Raw genomic sequence first — 18,442 nt, 5'->3', positions numbered from 1 at the left:
ACGCGCGAGTGGTGAGAAACCGGGTTGTATTGCGAAAATACTGCATCTAGACCTTTAATCTCGATTTAAACCCGGTTTCTGTGGTATTAATGCGTAATTCCTGATAATTAAACCTAGGATAAAATCTCCGAGCAGTGTTTAATTGTGTAAGCAAGATAGGAGCGACAATGTTGAGCGAGGAAGAAAAAACAGCAGAATCGGCGCTAACAAAAAACCGCCAGACGGTGCTGTGGAAAGGTGATGGCGGACTTTGCCAGCGGGCTTGGGTAGAAATTGATTTGGCAGCTTTAACTCACAATGTAAAACAGCTTAAAAATCTGTTATCTCCCCAAACTGAATTGATGGCAGTTGTGAAGGCGGATGCTTACGGGCACGGTGCTGTTGCAGTCAGTCAAACAGTATTGCAAGCTGGTGCTAGTTGGCTTGGTGTGGCGACGATTCCCGAAGGCATAGAATTGCGAGAAGCTGGGATAGAAGCGCCGATTTTGCTGTTGGGGGCAACTCATACAGCGGCGCAGGTAAGGGCGATCGCCCAATGGCACTTGCAGCCCACTATTTGTACTGCCAAACAAGCCCTAATTTTTTCCGAAGTTCTCGCTACTCTCGATCGCTCTTTGCCCGTTCACGCTAAGTTAGATACGGGAATGTCTCGCTTGGGTACGCCCGCGTCGGAAGCAACAGAATTTGTGCAATTAGTCAAGCGGTTGCCCAATTTAAAATTAGCTAGCATTTACTCTCACTTGGCGACAGCCGACAGTCCCGATCCCGCTGTTATGACTGTTCAGCACGATCGGTTCAAACGGGCGATCGAGCAAATTCAAACAGCAGGAATTAACCCCCCCCGCCTGCACTTGGCAAACTCGGCGGCGGCCCTGGCAAACCCCGATTTACACTACGATTTAGTGCGAGTCGGTTTGGCTACCTACGGTATTTATCCAGCTCCTCACTTGCAGTCGATCGCTTCTTTGCAGCCGGCAATGCAGGTAAAAGCCCGGATTACTCAAGTGAAAACAATTGCAGCAGGCACCGGTGTCAGTTATGGCTATCAATTTATCGCCTCGCAGCAGACACAGATTGCCGTAGTTGGCATCGGCTATGCAGATGGGATTCCGCGCAATCTTTCTAATAAAATTCAGGTTTTAGTCAGGGGCAAATTTGTGCCGCAAATCGGAGCAGTGACGATGGATCAATTAATGCTGGATGTCTCGGCAATTCCCGATTTAGAAGTCGGCGAAGTGGTGACGCTGTTGGGCAAAGATGGGGAAAATGAAATTACTGCAGACGGTTGGGCCGCAATTTTAGGAACTATTTCTTGGGAAATTCTCTGCGGTTTTAAACACCGATTGCCCCGCGTTGCGGTAAACTCTTAATTAGGACGATTAGACGGCGGTTGAAACCAGGTTTACACAAACGATGTCCGCCTGCGCGGACTGAATAAAATCATGTCAAACTTAATTTTCACCGCCTATTCTTCAACCCGCGCACCATCCGGGTTTTGTTTGTATAAACCTGGTTTCAACCGCAGGCTTTATATAGTATAATTTCGATGTAATCAAATTTGATATTACCAATTACCAATTACCAATTACCAATTAGCAATTGCCATGACATCCAGCACAATTATACTAATAGCTCAAACCTTGACGGCGCAGCTAGATACAGAAAGAATACAGGCCATGCAATTCGCCCAAGAATTCTCGAAAAAGTTCGTAGAATTGGGGTTTAAAGTTGTACCTCAAGTGCTGTGGGCGATCGGCATTTTGTTAATTACGCGATTTGCGATCGACGTTGCGGGGCGCGTGACTCGCCGAGCTCTGAGCCGCACGGAGGCCACGCTGCGGAAATTCTTGGTTCAAGCGGCAGAAATTACGATTTTGATTGTCGGAGTAGTCGCGGCTTTGAGTCAGTTGGGAATTCAAACTACTAGCGTGGTGGCGGTGGTGGGTGCGGCGGGTTTGGCGATTGGCTTGGCGTGGCAAAATACTTTGTCGCACTTTGCTGCTGGGGTAATGTTGATTAGTTTGCGGCCTTTTGAAGTAGGAGATGCAATCGAAGCTACTGATGTGAAGGGAGTTGTCGATAGCATCGGGATTTTTTCAACTACTGTTGTGACGGACGATCGCATAAAAATTATTGTCCCTAACAACCAGCTATTTAACGGTACACTGAAAAATACCACGGCAATGGGAACGAGGCGAGTAGACTTAAAAATTGATATTGGCGATCGGCCGATCCGTCCAACGATGGCTGAGTTATTAGAAATTGCCCACTCTCACCCGCTGGTGTTGGAAAATCCGCCCCCGACTTGTTTGGTAGCCGAGATTACTCCAGATACAACTATTTTATCTCTCCGGCCTTGGTGCGCGTCGGTGGCCTACGAACAAGTGCGATCGCAAGTTCAAGAATACGTCAAAGAAGCAATGAATGCCAACAAAAATCAACAACAATAGATATCAATCCAAAATCTAAAATCCACAATCCAAAATCTAAAATGAGCAACTGGTATCCGCAGCAAATTTTGCAAGAACCCGGTGTCAGGATGTCCGCCACCGAAAGACAAACAATTCTCAGCAAATTTCCGCCTCCCGACGAAAACAATCAAATTTATGCCGACGCAATTTTTGAAGGCGGAGGCGTGCGTGGAGTTGCATTTTTAGGAGCGCTCAGATGCTGCAGCGATTTGGGCATCCGCTGGCGAAAATTGGCAGGCACTTCTGCCGGTGCAATTACGGCGGCAGTATTGGCAACAGACTTGTCAATCGATGACTTAGAAGAATTGTTGGGACAGCTAGATTACAACATATTTTTAACTCAAAAAAATAGTCCTCTAATTTTAAACGGCGACCCCGCAGATGACCTGCAATCTCCAGCTTGGACGCTACTTTTCCTAACAATTAGCCGCCAGATGGGTGAATATTCTTCGCAGCCTTTCCGGCAGTGGTTGGAAGCAACACTTGCTAAAGGTCACTTGCATACTTTTGCGGATGTCAAACAACTGGTAAAAGACCGGGAATTAAAAGTAGTAATATCTAACCTCAGTCGCGGTGAGATGTTGGTGATTCCCGATGATTTGAACCGACGGGAATCGGCTGATTCCGACGCTTTGTACGAGGAGTTGCAGCTCAAAAGCGCTGAAGATTTTAGCGTGGCTGAAGCGGTGCGGCTGTCGATGAGCATTCCCCTATTTTTTGAGCCGGGAAAACTCGGAAACGACTTAATTGTCGATGGGGGAATTCTGAGCAATTTTCCGCTGTGGATTTATGACACGCAATCGGGTTCGACTCCGGTTGCACCGCGCTGGTTTACCTTTGGGTTTCGGTTGGTTGATACTGGCCTGGAAAATCAAATTAAGATTAAAAATCCGGTGTCAATGCTGTCGGCGATGTTCACAACGATGATGAAAGCAAGAGACCGCTATCACCAGCGGGAGATGGATAAAGGTAGGGTGATTAATATTGATGTGACTGAAGCTCAGGTGACGACGACGGATTTTCAACTTGATGCCGATCGCAAGGCTAATCTGTACCGCTTGGGCTATTTGTATACTAAGAGGTTCTTTTTGAGTTCCAACTTTAGTTGGGAAAAACACTTGAAGGCTAGGGGATTTGGCGAGTAGGCATTGGGAATGGGGCATGGGGCATTGGGCATCGGGCATCGGGCATCGGGCATTGGGCATTGGGAATGGGGCATGGGGCATCGGGGATTGGGAATAGTTGATTTTTCTTTCTTCTTCCTTCTGACTTCAATATGTGAGTCAAGCTGAATAATTCATCTGTGTATCCGTGTCAAAATTCCTGTTGTGCCCTTCTTCCTTCGATACAGAGTAAGGGATTGAGGAATCTTTAAATTAGGGGTTGGCAAAAAGAAGATGTGTGTGCTATAGTTAGTTACCGTCATCTTGGAGAGGTGGCTGAGTGGTCGAAAGCGGCAGATTGCTAATCTGTTAAGGGTGTTATCACCCTTCGGGGGTTCGAATCCCCCCCTCTCCGTTCTAGAACTTGTAAAAAAAAATTATTGTTAATCAAATTTTTGGACGGGCTTTGAGCATCGTCCAAATTATTTTTGCAATTCAAGTCTAGTCGCAATAATCAGCTACTAAATCTAATTAAGTACCTTCATCGCTTCGACAAATTGCCGCGATATAAATGGCAAAATTTCTTCATTCTTGCTATTCTCTTTACCCTCGGTAAATACAACTAACAAATACGGCCGCAAACCCGGTATTTCAATATAAGCAGCATCGTGACGAACTTGACTTGTCAGCCCTGCTTTTGACCACAATTTTGCATCTTCTGGCAATCCGCCGCCTAAAAAACCTGTAACTTGATTTTCGGGATCTGCCTCTAATTCTGCTGGGTCTAAACTGCGTTTCATTAAACCCATCATTTCTTGCGATGCTTTGGCAGAAACAGCTACGCCACCGATTATACTGTGCAGCAAACGGGCTACTGCATTTGTGGTCAGCATATTTCTATTTTCCATTAATTCTCCCAGAACTGCTCGCTCGCGACCGTAGGGGCCGTCACACCAGGTTTTTTGATTGGCGTTAATATTTTGTAATTCCGGCCAATTTAATGATTGAAAGTAACGGTTGACGATGTTTCGCTGCTGTTTCCAAGTTTCAAAGGGGCCTGGTGATAATTCTGGGCCGCTTGTGGTGCCGGTGAGGGCATCTACTACTAAACCGGTGGCGTCGTTGCTGGAATCAACTATCATATCTCGGACGGCGCGTTCTAATTCTGGCGATGTTTGAATCATGCCTTTTTGGGCCCATTCCCAGATGGCAACGAGGTAGAATAATTTGATGATGCTGGCGGGATAAATTCGTTCGGATGCTCGGTTGCTAAAACCTCGCGGTTGATATTTCCAAAATTCTGGTGCGCTGAGGGCGCCGCCCGTGTTGACTCGCACTGGCGGATCGTAGACTATCCAGGTAATGGCTGTGCGATCGCCCGTCAATCCTGTAAATTCTGACAATGCAGAGTCTATAATGCTACTGCCGAGGGTTTCTAATTGTTCGTCTTTGTGGAAAAATGTCATGGTTTATGGCAGACGGTTAACGGTTAACGGCGGTTTGCTAATTGCCATAAATCGTTGGATGCGAACAATTAACAGCAAATAATTAGCAATTAGCAATGGTCAATTCTCAATTATCTGATGTTGTGGAGTACCGGGTGCGATCGCACATAAATATTTACGATTCCCCAAAGTGCGATCGATTGGCAACTCAAGCAGCGCTGGGGCGGCATTTGCGAGTAGTTGACCCCCCCCTTCATAAGGAGGGGAGAAATGGCATAGACTCGGTTGTTGAGGGGGATACAACGGCTGTAATGGTGCGGCTGTGCGAAGATGATTATCCGGGATGGCTGGATATTCGAGATGTTGAGTTGCTCGATTTGGCAGAAACAGTGTATCATCCTCTGGTGGTTTCTGAGGCCCAAATCCAGGAAAAATTACCATTTGTAATTACTTTCGCTCGCGAGTCTATGAACCAATCCAATTATTATCTTTGGGGCGGCACAGTCGGGCCAAATTATGATTGTTCGGGCTTAATGCAGGCGGCGTTCGTGGCTGCGGGAATCTGGTTGCCGAGGGATGCTTATCAGCAGGAAGCTTTTACTAAACCTATTAGTATTAGTGCTTTAGAACCGGGGGATTTAGTATTTTTTGGTACGCCCGAAAAAGCCACTCATGTAGGATTATATCTCGGAGATAATCGCTACATTCACAGTTCTGGACAAGCACAAGGTCGCAATGGTATCGGTATCGATGTTTTGTCGGATGATGGCGATCGAGTCAGTCAAGCTTATTACCAGCAATTGCGGGGATATGGTAAAGTTGTGGCAAGTTATCAACCTAGTTAGTTGTTGACGGTTGACTGTTGACGGTTGACTGTTAATATTATCGAATAAAAAAATGGACGCTGCATTATTTTTGGAAAAATTGGCTGCACAGCAGGCTGGCTCTGAGGTTGTTCTCGACGTTTCAGTGGTGGTGCCGGTGTATAATGAGGTGGAAAGTTTGCCTCATTTGATTGAGGCGATCGCCTCTTCTATCCAACCATCTGGACTCAGCTATCAAATTCTTTGTGTAGATGACGGTTCTAAGGACGGTTCTGCTGAACTTCTCCAGCAGTTAGCCAGCACTCGCGATGACCTTTGTGCTGTAATTTTGCGCCGCAATTACGGGCAAACTGCTGCCATGTCGGCAGGTTTCGATCGCGCTCGCGGTCGTGCTATTGTTACCCTAGACGGCGATTTGCAAAATGACCCTGCTGATATTCCGCTATTGTTGGCAAAGTTAGATGAAGGCTACGATTTAGTTAGCGGCTGGCGCAAAAATAGGCAAGACAATACTATTAGCCGGTTGATTCCTTCTAAAATTGCGAACTGGTTAATTGGTCGCGTTACAGGCGTAACTCTGCACGACTACGGCTGTTCTTTGAAGGCTTATAAATCCGAGTTGGTAGCAGACTTGAATCTCTACGGGGAATTGCACCGCTTTTTGCCAGCGTTGGCATTTATTGAAGGGGCGAGAATTGCAGAACTGCCGGTGCGACATCACGCCCGCCGTTTCGGTCAAAGTAAGTACGGAATTTGGCGGACTTTTCGGGTGTTGATGGATTTGTTAACTATTTCTTTTATGAAAAAGTTCCTGACTCGACCGATGCACGTTTTTGGACTTTTGGGACTGAGTTCTATGACGTTGGGAACGGTTTTAGGGATTTATTTGACAGTCTTAAAATTTGCTTTTGGTCAAAGTATTGGCAATCGTCCTTTGCTGATTTTGGCTGTGGTTTTACTGTTAACTGGCGTGCAGTTATTTTGTTTTGGTTTGCTGGCGGAAGTGATGATGCGGACTTATCACGAGTCGCAGGGAAAACCGATTTATCGGGTGCGCGAGGTGTTTGGTTCTAAATAAGGGGTTGATCCAAATTATACTCGATGACAAAAAGAGGAAAAGTTTTGAGTTTTAAGTTAAATCATTTAAAACTAAAAACTCAAAACTACTTCTTAATCTTCAATTCTCCCATCTAAAATCTAAAATCTAAAATTGATTGACTTTTTGAGCTTGTCGGAGAGATTGAATAGTTGCGATCGCGTGTTCGGCGACTGCATCTATTTCTGCTGCGGTATTGAATCGGCCAATACCGAACCGAATTGAAGCATAAGCTAATTTGTCCGATCGCCCGATCGCTGCTAAAACATGAGATGGAGATATTTTCGCAGAAGTGCAAGCAGATCCCGAAGAAACTGCCGCCGCCGGTTGCAAACCCAACATCAACGCTTGACCGTCAACCCCACCTACACTAATATTGAGATTCCCCGGCAATCTTTTCGTAGCGTGACCGTTGAGAAAAACATCGCCCAATTCACTCAAATTTTCCCACAAACGCTGCCGCAAATTAACCACTCGTTCTGTTTCCGACGGCATTTCTGCAATTGCCAATTCTACTGCTTTGGCAAACCCAACTATTTGCGGTGGGTAAAGAGTTCCCGATCGCATTCCCCGTTCGTGGCCTCCTCCGTGCATTTGTGGCGCTAGCTGCACTCTTGGTTTGTTGCGGCGCACGTACAGAGCACCGATACCTTTTGGGCCGTAGATTTTGTGGGCTGTCAAGGACATTAAATCGATGTTCATTTCCTGTACGTCGAGGGGAATTTTGCCGATCGCCTGTGCCGCATCCGTGTGAAACAGAATGTCATTTCCGCGACAAATTGCAGCAATTTCTGCGATCGGTTGAATCACGCCAATTTCGTTATTAGCCGTCATCACTGAAACTAAAATTGTCTCTGCCCGAATCGCTTTGATCAAATCGCCAATATCAATCAATCCGTCACTTTTTACAGGTAAAACAGTAATATCAAACCCCAATTTTTGCAAATACGTACAGGGATCAAGAATTGCATTATGTTCGGTTTTTACTGTAATAATGTGCTTTCCTTTGCTGAAATAACTTTCGGCGACACCTTTAATCGCTAAATTATTTGCTTCCGTCGCACCGCTAGTAAAAACAATTTCTTCTGGAGAAGCATTGATTGCTTCTGCTATGATTTGCCGCGATTTTTTAACCGCTGCTTCTGCTTCCCAGCCGTAGACGTGGTTGATGCTGGCTGCGTTGCCGAATTGTTCGGTAAAATACGGCAGCATCGCATCAAGTACCCGTTTGTCTACAGGAGTTGTGGCGTGGTTGTCTAGGTAGATAGGACGTGCGGACATAGTGCAGTTTTGGTTGAAAAAAGTGTTAGATTTATTGTAGACGAGCCTTTTGTTCTACCACAAAACTTTATATTTAACAAATATTTGTGAAGATTTATGCGAGCTGACATTCAAGGATTAGAAATTACTGTCGGTGAGCTCAGGCACCTGTGCGGCGCGGGGCCCGATCGCGTATACAGACCGGCGACTGCAACTAATTTTGCGCGCGAAGTTTTAAAAACCGTCGGTTTAATTGTTTTGGTTATAATCAGTTGTTGGTTACTGGTTGCGATATTTCCTAGGGCTTATTTGTTTTGGTTCGCCCTCCACCTCGCTGCGATCTGCGGTTTGATTTTTGAGGATGCGTGGAAAATTTGGAGCAGCCAAAATAAAGATTTAATCAATTTGTTTGATGATGTCGATCGCTATAATGGTATAATCAAAGCGATCGAAATTAACGATCGGATAGAAGATGCGGGCAATGCGGAAGTCAAAATAGGCGATCGAGCCAAAGTCATTCAAGCCTTGCAGGCCATCAGAGAGGATTTAGTTCGAGCTTTGAAAACTGAAAGAATTCTCAGAGAAAACAAAAAATTTGTCGCAACTAACTCCGAACTGTTTGCCAATAATTTGAGAACATTGAATGCCTTGCAAATTAGCGATCGAGCCAGCAAACAAGGGCGATTGCTCAACGAAGCTTTGCAGTTAGCTACAGAAGTTCAAGCAGAAATAAAAAAGTTGCAAGATCGAAACACTGCTAATTGAAAAAATGGAAAAGATCGGACGGCGGTTGAAACCGCGTCTACACAAACTAATTCCATGCCAAGCGGAATGAAGAGCATAATACCATTTTTCTAAAGATGTGGTCTAGCTGAAGTCTTAGCCCCCCCTTGGTAAGGGGGGGTTGGGGGGGTAATGTCTAGCGCTACTTTATGAAATTGGTATAACGTAATTTTAGCCAAATACGGTTCAGTTAAAAAACTAATTTCTCCCCGCGCACATCAGTTAATTTATAACTATCATAATCTCGGCGATCGCGATGGTCGCCGCTCGCGAAAACTAACACTAAGAAATCTCTTCTGACACCAGCGTTAACCCAACCTTATTAAATTTTAACCGCCCCTTCTTCAACCCGCTCTTTAGTGGCTGTAAGGTAAGTATCAACCGGGTTTCAACCGCCCGGTATTATTCAACACATCTTAAAATTCATGAATAATGAGAATTGTTAAGAAATATCCTAATTGTAAATTTTTGGCTGTTAAGTAACAGGTAAGGATATCTTGGAAAGGTGACGTTAACAACAAGGTCAGTATGTCTTCTAGCCAACCCAAGATTATAGTTCTCGACGACGATCCAACAGGTTCGCAAACCGTGCACAGTTGCTTGCTGCTGACACGTTGGGACGAAGATACCCTGCGTTTGGGGCTGCGGGACAAGTCCCCGATTTTTTTTATACTGACAAATACTCGATCGCTAACTCCCGAAAAAGCAGCCTCCGTCACCCGGGAAGTGTGCCAAAATCTAAAAAGGGCGATCGCCAGCGAAAAAATCGAAGACTTCCTAATAGTTAGCCGTTCCGATTCTACCCTGCGCGGTCACTATCCCATCGAAACCGACGCGATCGCCGAAGAACTCGGCCCCTTCGACGCTCATTTTCTAATTCCCGCCTTTTTTGAAGGAGGGAGAATTACCCGCAACAGCGTACACTACCTAATAGTTAACAGCGTCGAAATACCAGTACACCAAACCGAATTTGCCAAAGATTCAGTCTTCGGCTACAGTCACAGTTACCTGCCCGACTACGTAGAAGAAAAAACCAAAGGTCGCATCAAAGCTGATACAGTCGATCGCATTTTACTCGCAGATATACGCTACGGAAGTTTAGATCGACTGATGGAGATGAAAGACAACCAATGTGCAGTTGTTGACGGCGAAAGCCAAGGCGATTTAGACACATTTGCCAAACACATTCTCGCGGCAGCCAGTCAAGGCAAAAAGTTTTTATTCCGTAGCGCAGCGAGTATTTTAACATCCTTAGCTGACCTCGGCCCGCAGCCAGTAGCAGCCGACGAAATGGCCAAATATGTGAGGGATGGCAAACCGGGTGCAGTAATAGTTGGTTCCCACGTTAAGAAAACTACTGAACAATTGGAACGCTTGTTAAAAGAACCCAATATAGTTAGCATTGAAATAGATGTATCTCACTTGCTAGAAGATTCACCAGAGTATCGCACCCAAATGCTCGATGAAATTCTCGAAAAAGCTAGCACTGCTCATGCCGATGGTAAAACGCCTGTAATTTATACCAGCCGCAAGGAACTCGAATTTGAAAATACCGAAGTCCGGTTAAAATTTGGAGAGGCGGTTTCTGCTTTATTGATGGATATCGTGCGCGGACTGCCTGCGGATATCGGGTTTTTGATTAGCAAGGGCGGCATTACTTCTAATGATGTTTTGAGTACAGGTTTGTCGCTGAAAAGTGTCAGGCAAATCGGTCAAATTATCGCAGGTTGTTCGGTGGTGAAAACCGATGCAGATCATCCTCTGTTTCCCAATTTACCAGTTGTTTTGTTTCCGGGAAATGTGGGGGATAGCCATGCTTTGGCTACGGTTTACAAGCGGCTGAGCAAGTAGTATAGCTCGTTGAATCGCTGATTAACGCAGATGAATGTAGCTCCTAGTCAAGGAGGAGAATGTTCATCTGCGGTTGGTCAATTGGGTTCAAAGCTCGATCGAACTTTATGACCATTGCCACTGCACGGCAACTTCAAAAAAAAATCTCTAGTCTACCTTTCCCTTGCCAAATCCTCCCAAATATGATACGGTAGAAAGTCTGTCTGTAAGTCAAGCCAATCGCCAAACTTAAAAATCGCGTCATCGTTAGGCACTCTCAAAAAAATTAGATTTATCAAAAACAGTTACCTCGGAACTCTACATATAGGGCAAACAGCACCAGAGCTACTGCTATCAGTAGCGTTTGCAGCTTGTACCAGGCTCAATTTTAAAATTAAGTAGAAATTTGCACCTCGTAATTTTTAGCTGAAAGGATTAGCATATAAGGGTGACAGAACATTATCATCCCCTAAACTCATTAAAAGGTGGCCGCTGGTTCAAGTTGATCTGTGGGGCGAGCTTTCAACACCTGCCTGCGGTTCGGAATCTCACCTTGGCTTACACCTTAGCAGGCGCTGACTGTATCGATGTCGCGGCAGATCCCGCCGCAGTCGCAGCAGCAAAAGAAGCCCTACAAGTTGCCAGCGAATTACAGGCAAAAACCCCCAACCGCAGGTTTGGGGGCAAAGGGTTGCCCTGGCTGATGGTGAGTTTAAACGATGGGGAAGACCCGCATTTTCGCAAGGCCGAATTCAACCCAGCCGATTGTCCGACGGACTGCTGGCGGCCTTGCGAAAAAATATGTCCGGCCTCCGCAATAGTTTTTCAGGAAGCTGTTGAGGGTTTTTCCGGGGTGATAGACCAGCAATGCTATGGCTGCGGTCGCTGTCTGCCAATTTGTCCGAGCCAATTAATCTACACTCGTTCTTACGTGTCTGCTCCCGCTGCGATCGCACCTTTAATCTTGCAATCCGGTGCGGATGCCCTAGAAATCCACACGCAAGTAGGCAGAGAAGTAGATTTTGCGCGACTTTGGTCGAGCATAGCTCCGTGGGTCTATCGACTCAAATTAATAGCAATTAGTTGCCCCGATGGAGACAATTTGATTGACTATTTGCGGACACTGTATCAAATAATTTCCCCCCTTCCTTGTCCCCTAATTTGGCAAACCGACGGTAGGCCAATGAGCGGAGATATCGGAATAGGAACTACTAGAGCCTCCGTCAAACTCGGTCAAAAAGTTTTGGCTGCCCAGTTGCCGGGATTCGTGCAACTTGCAGGAGGCACTAACGATCGCACTGTCAGCAAACTCAGAGCCTCTGGACTGCTTTTGGATGGCGGAAAAAATTTGTCAGTTCCTCCTGTCCAATACATTGCAGGTGTAGCTTACGGCAGCTATGCCAGGGTTTTGCTGTCGCCAATTTTAGAACAATTAGACACAATGCAGAGCGATCGAGCTTATGCCGTTCCCGTGGCAGCCGCTCACAGCGCAGCCGAAGTTCCAACACCTCGGTTGAATCAACTCGAAGCCGTCCCAGAACTTCTCTCGGAGGCCGTGAGTTTAGCTCGTTCTCTAGTTTCCCAGATTAAAAGTTAGTTGTTAGTTGGTAGGTGCCCCGTGCCCGCTCTCTTAGTTGTTAGTTGTTAGTTGTTAGTTGTTAGTTGTTGGTTGTTAGTTGTTAGTTGTTAGTTGTTAGTTGTTAATCAAAACAACTGATAACTAACAACTGTATTTTGCGATTTCACGATCGCACTTGCGACAAGAGTAAAACCCGGTTTCTTAGTATATTTCTCGTTACCCAACTCAAAACTCGTCGAAGCCGGGTTTCTAGCCACCGATGCGTAAACAGTCAACAGTCAACAGTCAACTGATAACAGTCAACTGATAACAGTCAACAGTCAACAGTCAACAGTCAACAGTCCACTGTCCACTGAACCGAACACACCGAGGCGAATGCAGATTACAGACGACCTCAACAGATTATTAGAAATCGTGCCAGACGAGATCCGGCAGCCCTTAGAGCAGCACCCGCAGCGCAACAATCTCATTGAGGTTGTAATGGACTTGGGCCGCCGACCAGAAGCTCGTTTTCCATCCTCGGCCGAACATCTTTCCCAAACACCGATTTCCAAAGCAGACCTCAACTATTGCATCGATCGAGTCGGCAGCTTCGGCGGCGACAATCGAGCCGGTATCGAGCAAACCCTGCACCGAATTAGCGCCATTCGCAACCGCAGCGGCGAGATTATCGGCTTGACATTGAGGGTGGGCCGCGCTGTGTTCGGGACGATCGGCATTATCCGCGATTTAGTGGAAACCGGTCAGTCAATTTTGATGCTAGGCCGCCCCGGAGTCGGCAAAACCACAGCCCTGCGCGAAATCGCCCGCGTGCTCGCCGACGACTTGGAAAAACGAGTGGTAATCATCGACACCTCCAACGAAATCGCCGGAGATGGAGACATCCCGCACCCGGCGATCGGCAGAGCTCGCAGAATGCAAGTTTCCCGTCCCGAACTCCAGCACCAAGTCATGATCGAAGCAGTGGAAAACCATATGCCGCAAGTGATCGTGATTGACGAAATCGGCACCGAATTAGAAGCTTTGGCCGCTCGGACGATCGCCGAAAGGGGCGTGCAATTGGTCGGTACCGCCCACGGGAACCGCATCGAAAACTTGATGAAAAACCCGACTCTGGCAGACTTAATTGGCGGAATCCAAGCGGTGACACTAGGAGATGACGAAGCAAGGCGGCGCGGTTCTCAAAAGACAGTTTTGGAACGCAAATCGCCGCCTACTTTTGAAATTGCGGTCGAAATGCTCGAACGCCAGCGCTGGGTAATTCACGAGCGAGTTTCAGATTCGATCGACAGCCTGCTGCGGGGACGCGAACCAAGCCAGCAAATCAGAAGCGTCAGCGACAGCGGAGAAGTAATTATCGAGCGCGAGTCAGCCTCTCCCCCCGCCCGGTTCCCAGGGATGCCAGCTTCCGGCCAAGGCCCCGCTGCGGTATCAGCAATCCGACCTGTCACACCGATTTCTGGGTGGCGCAGTGCCGGCAAAATGGTGCCGATGCCCCCTCAAGGCGAGAAATTCGCAGCAGCTAACAGCGCGCCGGTGGCTCCTGAGAGTCGGTATTTCGAGCAACTCCTCGAAGAATCCCTGTCCGTGGAACCAGTACCGCAGCAGCGGGGACGTTATTCGCAGAACGTCGGCCCTAACGGCGAAGATTTGCCCCTCCACGTTTATCCTTACGGCATAGCTCGCCACCAGCTAGAACAGGTGATTTCCACCCTGAACTTGCCGGTGCAGTTGACGAAGGATATTGAAAGTGCTGACGTGGTTTTGGCTTTGCGATCGAACGTGCGGAACCAGTCAAAATTAAGGCACTTGGCCAAAACTCGCCAAGTTCCCCTGCACACAATTAAGGCCGGCACTATTCCCCACGTAGCGAGAGCCTTGCGGCGCTTGTTGGACATGGACGACCCCGGCACCCCGGAAGTGGCAGACCTCGCCTTATTCGCCCGCAGCGGTACTTCTGACGAGCTCGAAGCTCTCGAAGAAACCCGCTTGGCTGTGGAGCAAATTGTGATTCCCAAGGGACAGCCGGTGGAACTCTTACCGCGTTCTCCCAACGTCCGCAAAATGCAGCACGAACTTGTGGAACACTATCACCTAAAATCTCACAGTTTTGGGGAAGAACCCAACCGCCGCCTGCGGATTTTTCCAGCTTAAACAGTCGGGATTTGGAACGGGCATTGTGTAGGGTGCGCGGGCCGCACCTTACCGATTGAAGGCGGAAGGTAGAAAGCAAACGGCCGAATTTTTTTCGTGCTGCTGTCTGTTTTCTACCTGCTGTTTTCGCTCTCGCAATCTGCTAAATTAACGATGGTTTTTGTGGGTGAGTTCACCGCCCCAACTCGAATCTTGCGGTCGATCGACCTGACACGATCTTATTTCCGTTCGGATTGTGGCGGTGAGTGCGATCGGCCCAATTCCCAATTTCCAATTCCCAATTTCCAATCCCCAATTCCCAATTTCCAATTCCCAATTCCCCATCATAATAAATTATACCTAAACAAATTTACCGAGTTGATATGAACGATGCACAAATTCAGCTATTTATTCAATTAATTGCGGCTCGCACCGGTTTACAAATTCGCCCGCAAGATCGATCGGCTTTGACTCAAAAACTTTTGACTCGGATGAAAGCTGTAAAAATAGGCTTACCCGATAATTATTATCAAATGTTAGCTGCTGCGAGTCTGGAAAGTCAAAACGAATGGGACAAACTCGCCCTGCTGCTGACAACCAACGAAAGTTATTTCATGCGGGACAAAGGACAATTTTCGCTCCTAGAAAAAGTCATTTTCCCGGAATTGATCGATCGCCAATTAAAACTACACGATCAATTGGGGATTAAGCCAACCCTGCGAATCTGGAGTGCAGGCTGTTCTACCGGTGAAGAACCTTATTCTTTACTTTTTATTTTACAAAAGCTAATTTCTGATTTGGAAAAATGGAATATTTTAGTTTTAGGTACTGATATCAATCAAGAAGTAATAGAAAAAGCGCAGCAGGGAATTTACAGCCCTTGGTCGTTTCGCTTAGTCGATCCAAATTTGCAAGCGCGCTATTTCGACCGACGAAAAACCGAGTGGGTAATAGATAGAACATTGCGCCAATTTGTGAGCTTTAGCAATCTCAATTTAGTGACAGATAATTTTCCTAATATTTACACAGATATTAATAACATTGATTTGATACTATGCAGAAATGTTTTTGTTTATTTTGAATATAAATATATTTCCCAGGTATTGAAAAAATTTGCCAAGACGCTGAGACCTGGAGGATATTTAATGACCGGTCACGCGGAAGTTTACAATCACGTAATGAAGGAGTTTCAACCAAAAATTTTCCCGGAGTCGGTTGTTTATCAAGCCAAGAATGTCCTAGGGGATGAACCAGGTAAAATAGAGTCTTTGATTACACCAGCATCCCAGGTAAAATCAGCCTCTGGGGAATCGGGAAAGGGAGCGAAAGTTGGTAGCGACAGCCGTCAGTTGCTACCAGCAAAAACGGTGCCAGCTAGTTTGGCTAACGGCAATTTTGCGGAGATCGGGTCGTTGTTAACAGCAGATACTCCATTGCAAAAAATACTGCCAAGTCGCTATGTGGAGGAACATTGTGCGGGCAAGGATGGGGCATTATTAAACTCTAATTTAACCAAAAAAACGCCACAACAAACTTATTTAATGCTAATCAAAGAAGCTAAGCAATGCTTTAAAAATAAAAATTATACTGAGGCAATTGACCGGGCAAAAAAAGCGTTATCTCTACAATGTCAGACCTTTGATGCTGATTACTTGTTGGCGCAAATTTATGCAAATTTAGGTAATTATTCTCAGGCGATCGATCACTGCAAGCGAGCTAGCAAAGTAGATTCTATGTCAGTATTTCCTTATTGTTTACAAGCGCACATTGCTGAAGAACAGGGCGATTTGGAAACAGCTAAAATTATCTTGAGAAAAATAATTTATCTGTGCCCATCTTTTGTTTCAGCTTATCTCGAACTCGGAAATATATACCTTCAAGAAGGTAAGCTAAATATAGCTATTAAAATGTACAACTCATCCTGCGAAATTCTCAAAAAACTACCGCCCAATACTCCGATAGAGCAGCAGGAAAAAATGACAGCGAGTCAAGTATTGATGGATGTTCAAAAAAAATTGGTAAAATTGTACAGCTAACAAAACTGACGGGCAGGGAGAATTTACAAACTAATTTTTTTGGTAAGTACCTCGCTACCCATTGGTGTAAACTTAAGTCTGAAATCTTTGCTCTCTCTGGTGTGTATCCAAGCCTCGCATCCCCCGGATAGTCCGGGGACTTTGATATCTTCCGGTTCCCCCCTTTTTAAGGGGGGCTAGGGGGGATCTGAGGCCTAATCGTAAAACAGTAGATCGATACTACATTTGATATTAAGTTGACACACTTTGCTCGCTACCAAGCCAAATACGATCGCAAAAACCATGTCTTTTTCCCAAGTCCCAGTCAATAAAGTGTCACAATCAATATGGAAACTAAGCCGTATCTTATATTTAAACAGAACGGTTTGCTCTGGGGTGTAGAAGTCGCCTGCGTTCGGGAAATTTTCTTTCTACCGGAGCTGAAACCCATCGCGGAAGCGCCTCCAGATATTGTTGGGGCGATCGATCTCAGGGGCTCTATTCTGCCGGTGATGGATCTAAATCTTCGTTTTGGGTATCTGTGGCACGAGTATTGTTTGACAGATAGTGCGATCGTTATAGAATGGCAAGAAGTTCGAGTTGCCATCATTGTTAATGAAGTTACCGAAGTTAAGCAGATCCCGGAAGATGCAATAACTCCGCAGCTATCTTACGGGCGAGACAACTCAGAGGCGTCGCATCATTTTGTAGCTGGATTTGCCCGCTGTGAAGCCGATATGATCATGCTGCTAAATCTCGATCGCCTAATTCGATATTCTCCCGACAAAACAGAGGCAGAAATTCCTTTTTCTGCAAGCATTGCAGGCTCTGGGGCGTTAGCCGGCAAGGTAGAGGGTCAAAATTTGCAGTTAGAAATAGATCCAAAATTGTTAGCAGAAAATGCTAATTTTTTGAGCCAGCCTCGCGTTTTTTGTCCGAATGCTCTGCCGGAAGAAAAGGCAATTTTTCGAGAGCGAGCTGATAATTTGAGGCTCTTGGGCGATCGCAAAAATTCTGAAGCAATTAATCTGTCGCTGGCGGTGGTTCTCTTAAACGACGAATATTTTGGTATTAATCTAGAGGTAGTGCGTGAATTTACTGACATTCGCCAAGTAACTCCGGTTCCTTGCACTCCCGATCGCATTATTGGAAATATGAATTTGCGGGGCGAGATTCTGACGCTAGTGGATATTCGGAATGTTTTAAATATGTCGGCGGATACAAAATCTCTATCTAAGGCGATCGTTGTTGAAATTGAAGATTTGGTTGCAGGTATAGTTGTTGATGAAATCTTAAATATTATATATTTGAATGTGGCAGAGCTTGCGACTATTCCTGCTGCACTAACTTCGGAAAACCGCGAATATCTGCTCGGTACAACTATCTACAAAGAAAAACTTATCGCTGTTCTCAACTTACATAAACTCCTGAAACAAGGGGGAATTATTGTTGACGAGGAGGTTTGAAAAAAGATTTTATCAGCCATCGGAATTGCGCCGACACCAAGGAACTCCGCGCACTGGAAATTCAAGAAAAGATATCGCATTTCTCAACAAAAGCGCCATACACTGGGATTTTTCGTAACTGGTAATTTAGGAATTATATATAGGTTGCCATAGAGCTAATTTTATCACCCAAATACTTCCGAAAAAACCTCAATCTCGGTTAAAAACCCGGTTGATTGACCTTTGGGTGTAAGCCATGTAATTACTCGCCCTCATGTCTCACAAAAATTAAGAACCGCTATAGCAATAAAACGGAATTTGCTATGATATTATTTGTTAGTGTCACTGCACGGCATCGCTCCCAGAAGTTGCCGGCTGATTTCTGTTGTTAAGGCGGTATTCCTAACGACAAGCGCAGCGTCACAATATTACCAACAGAAATCCTATCTTAAATTCAG

The 18,442-nt window shown here is 45.9% G+C and carries 14 protein-coding genes and 1 tRNA gene; 12 read left to right on the top strand and 3 right to left on the bottom strand.

What is annotated here, in order from left to right; all coding sequences use genetic code 11:
* The first annotated feature begins 167 nt into the window (after positions 1 to 167).
* The 4 genes from alr (at position 168) to QT998_RS08640 (ending at position 3,989) form a co-directional block, all read left to right on the top strand.
* On the top strand, positions 168 to 1,370 hold the full coding sequence (gene alr / locus QT998_RS08655) for an alanine racemase (protein ID WP_333113824.1): 1,203 nt from the start codon (positions 168 to 170) through the stop codon (positions 1,368 to 1,370).
* A 234-nt stretch (positions 1,371 to 1,604) separates the two neighbouring features.
* Positions 1,605 to 2,450 carry a mechanosensitive ion channel family protein gene (locus tag QT998_RS08650; RefSeq protein WP_333090104.1) on the top strand — a complete coding sequence of 282 codons (846 nt, stop codon included), beginning with the start codon at positions 1,605 to 1,607 and terminating at the stop codon, positions 2,448 to 2,450.
* A gap of 41 nt (positions 2,451 to 2,491) precedes the next feature.
* Entirely contained in the window at positions 2,492 to 3,616 is a 1,125-nt protein-coding gene (locus tag QT998_RS08645) for a patatin-like phospholipase family protein (protein ID WP_194066565.1), read from the top strand.
* Between the two features lie 284 nt (positions 3,617 to 3,900).
* Positions 3,901 to 3,989: transfer RNA gene (locus QT998_RS08640), tRNA-Ser, on the top strand.
* 112 nt (positions 3,990 to 4,101) lie between these two features.
* Here the strand turns inward: QT998_RS08640 and QT998_RS08635 are convergent.
* Positions 4,102 to 5,040, bottom strand: coding sequence for a serine hydrolase (locus QT998_RS08635; RefSeq protein ID WP_333090108.1), 939 nt, complete (start codon positions 5,038 to 5,040; stop codon positions 4,102 to 4,104).
* A 95-nt stretch (positions 5,041 to 5,135) separates the two neighbouring features.
* Here QT998_RS08635 and QT998_RS08630 point away from each other — a divergent pair, with 95 nt between their 5' ends.
* Positions 5,136 to 5,864 (top strand): C40 family peptidase, encoded by a 729-nt coding sequence (locus QT998_RS08630; RefSeq protein ID WP_333113822.1) that lies wholly within the window; start codon positions 5,136 to 5,138, stop codon positions 5,862 to 5,864.
* Positions 5,865 to 5,916: 52 nt separating this feature from the next.
* Positions 5,917 to 6,921 (top strand): glycosyltransferase family 2 protein, encoded by a 1,005-nt coding sequence (locus QT998_RS08625; RefSeq protein WP_333113819.1) that lies wholly within the window; start codon positions 5,917 to 5,919, stop codon positions 6,919 to 6,921.
* Positions 6,922 to 7,047: 126 nt separating this feature from the next.
* Here the strand turns inward: QT998_RS08625 and QT998_RS08620 are convergent, their stop codons facing one another.
* On the bottom strand, positions 7,048 to 8,220 hold the full coding sequence (locus QT998_RS08620; protein WP_333113817.1) for an IscS subfamily cysteine desulfurase: 1,173 nt from the start codon (positions 8,218 to 8,220) through the stop codon (positions 7,048 to 7,050).
* 96 nt (positions 8,221 to 8,316) lie between these two features.
* On the opposite strand from QT998_RS08620, the gene QT998_RS08615 reads away from it, so the two are divergent.
* The 4 genes from QT998_RS08615 to QT998_RS08600 all read left to right on the top strand — a co-directional run bounded on the left by QT998_RS08615 (position 8,317) and on the right by QT998_RS08600 (position 14,545).
* Positions 8,317 to 8,964: a hypothetical protein gene (locus QT998_RS08615; protein ID WP_194009295.1), complete on the top strand. Its 648-nt coding sequence runs from the start codon at positions 8,317 to 8,319 to the stop codon at positions 8,962 to 8,964.
* A 546-nt stretch (positions 8,965 to 9,510) separates the two neighbouring features.
* Positions 9,511 to 10,833, top strand: coding sequence for a four-carbon acid sugar kinase family protein (locus QT998_RS08610; RefSeq protein WP_333113814.1), 1,323 nt, complete (start codon positions 9,511 to 9,513; stop codon positions 10,831 to 10,833).
* A 427-nt stretch (positions 10,834 to 11,260) separates the two neighbouring features.
* Positions 11,261 to 12,409, top strand: coding sequence for a circadian clock protein LdpA (gene ldpA / locus QT998_RS08605; RefSeq protein ID WP_333090116.1), 1,149 nt, complete (start codon positions 11,261 to 11,263; stop codon positions 12,407 to 12,409).
* 357 nt (positions 12,410 to 12,766) lie between these two features.
* Entirely contained in the window at positions 12,767 to 14,545 is a 1,779-nt protein-coding gene (locus QT998_RS08600; RefSeq protein WP_333090117.1) for a R3H domain-containing nucleic acid-binding protein, read from the top strand.
* 147 nt (positions 14,546 to 14,692) lie between these two features.
* Here QT998_RS08600 and QT998_RS08595 read toward each other — a convergent pair whose 3' ends face one another.
* Positions 14,693 to 14,872: a hypothetical protein gene (locus tag QT998_RS08595; RefSeq protein WP_333113812.1), complete on the bottom strand. Its 180-nt coding sequence runs from the start codon at positions 14,870 to 14,872 to the stop codon at positions 14,693 to 14,695.
* A 35-nt stretch (positions 14,873 to 14,907) separates the two neighbouring features.
* Between QT998_RS08595 and QT998_RS08590 the strand changes: the two genes are divergently transcribed.
* Entirely contained in the window at positions 14,908 to 16,560 is a 1,653-nt protein-coding gene (locus QT998_RS08590; RefSeq protein ID WP_333113811.1) for a CheR family methyltransferase, read from the top strand.
* 326 nt (positions 16,561 to 16,886) lie between these two features.
* Positions 16,887 to 18,005 carry a chemotaxis protein CheW gene (locus QT998_RS08585; protein ID WP_333090120.1) on the top strand — a complete coding sequence of 373 codons (1,119 nt, stop codon included), beginning with the start codon at positions 16,887 to 16,889 and terminating at the stop codon, positions 18,003 to 18,005.
* Positions 18,006 to 18,442: the final 437 nt, after the last annotated feature.

Source organism: Microcoleus sp. S1D4 (assembly GCF_036700765.1).
Lineage (GTDB): Bacteria > Cyanobacteriota > Cyanobacteriia > Cyanobacteriales > Microcoleaceae > Microcoleus.
The sequence above is the reverse complement of the archived record's forward strand: the minus strand, read 5'-3'. Positions and strand labels throughout refer to the sequence as shown.

Bases quoted from the DNA above. Each gene is read 5' to 3' on its own strand.
- QT998_RS08590 (WP_333113811.1), top strand. From the start codon at position 14,908: ATGAACGATGCACAAATTCAGCTATTTATTCAATTAATTGCGGCTCGC.
- QT998_RS08615 (WP_194009295.1), top strand. From the start codon at position 8,317: ATGCGAGCTGACATTCAAGGATTAGAAATTACTGTCGGTGAGCTCAGG.
- QT998_RS08620 (WP_333113817.1), bottom strand. From the start codon at position 8,220: ATGTCCGCACGTCCTATCTACCTAGACAACCACGCCACAACTCCTGTA.
- QT998_RS08610 (WP_333113814.1), top strand. From the start codon at position 9,511: ATGTCTTCTAGCCAACCCAAGATTATAGTTCTCGACGACGATCCAACA.
- QT998_RS08630 (WP_333113822.1), top strand. From the start codon at position 5,136: ATGGTCAATTCTCAATTATCTGATGTTGTGGAGTACCGGGTGCGATCG.
- QT998_RS08595 (WP_333113812.1), bottom strand. From the start codon at position 14,872: ATGATGGGGAATTGGGAATTGGAAATTGGGAATTGGGGATTGGAAATT.
- QT998_RS08625 (WP_333113819.1), top strand. From the start codon at position 5,917: ATGGACGCTGCATTATTTTTGGAAAAATTGGCTGCACAGCAGGCTGGC.
- QT998_RS08650 (WP_333090104.1), top strand. From the start codon at position 1,605: ATGACATCCAGCACAATTATACTAATAGCTCAAACCTTGACGGCGCAG.
- alr (WP_333113824.1), top strand. From the start codon at position 168: ATGTTGAGCGAGGAAGAAAAAACAGCAGAATCGGCGCTAACAAAAAAC.
- QT998_RS08585 (WP_333090120.1), top strand. From the start codon at position 16,887: ATGGAAACTAAGCCGTATCTTATATTTAAACAGAACGGTTTGCTCTGG.
- QT998_RS08645 (WP_194066565.1), top strand. From the start codon at position 2,492: ATGAGCAACTGGTATCCGCAGCAAATTTTGCAAGAACCCGGTGTCAGG.
- QT998_RS08635 (WP_333090108.1), bottom strand. From the start codon at position 5,040: ATGACATTTTTCCACAAAGACGAACAATTAGAAACCCTCGGCAGTAGC.
- QT998_RS08600 (WP_333090117.1), top strand. From the start codon at position 12,767: ATGCAGATTACAGACGACCTCAACAGATTATTAGAAATCGTGCCAGAC.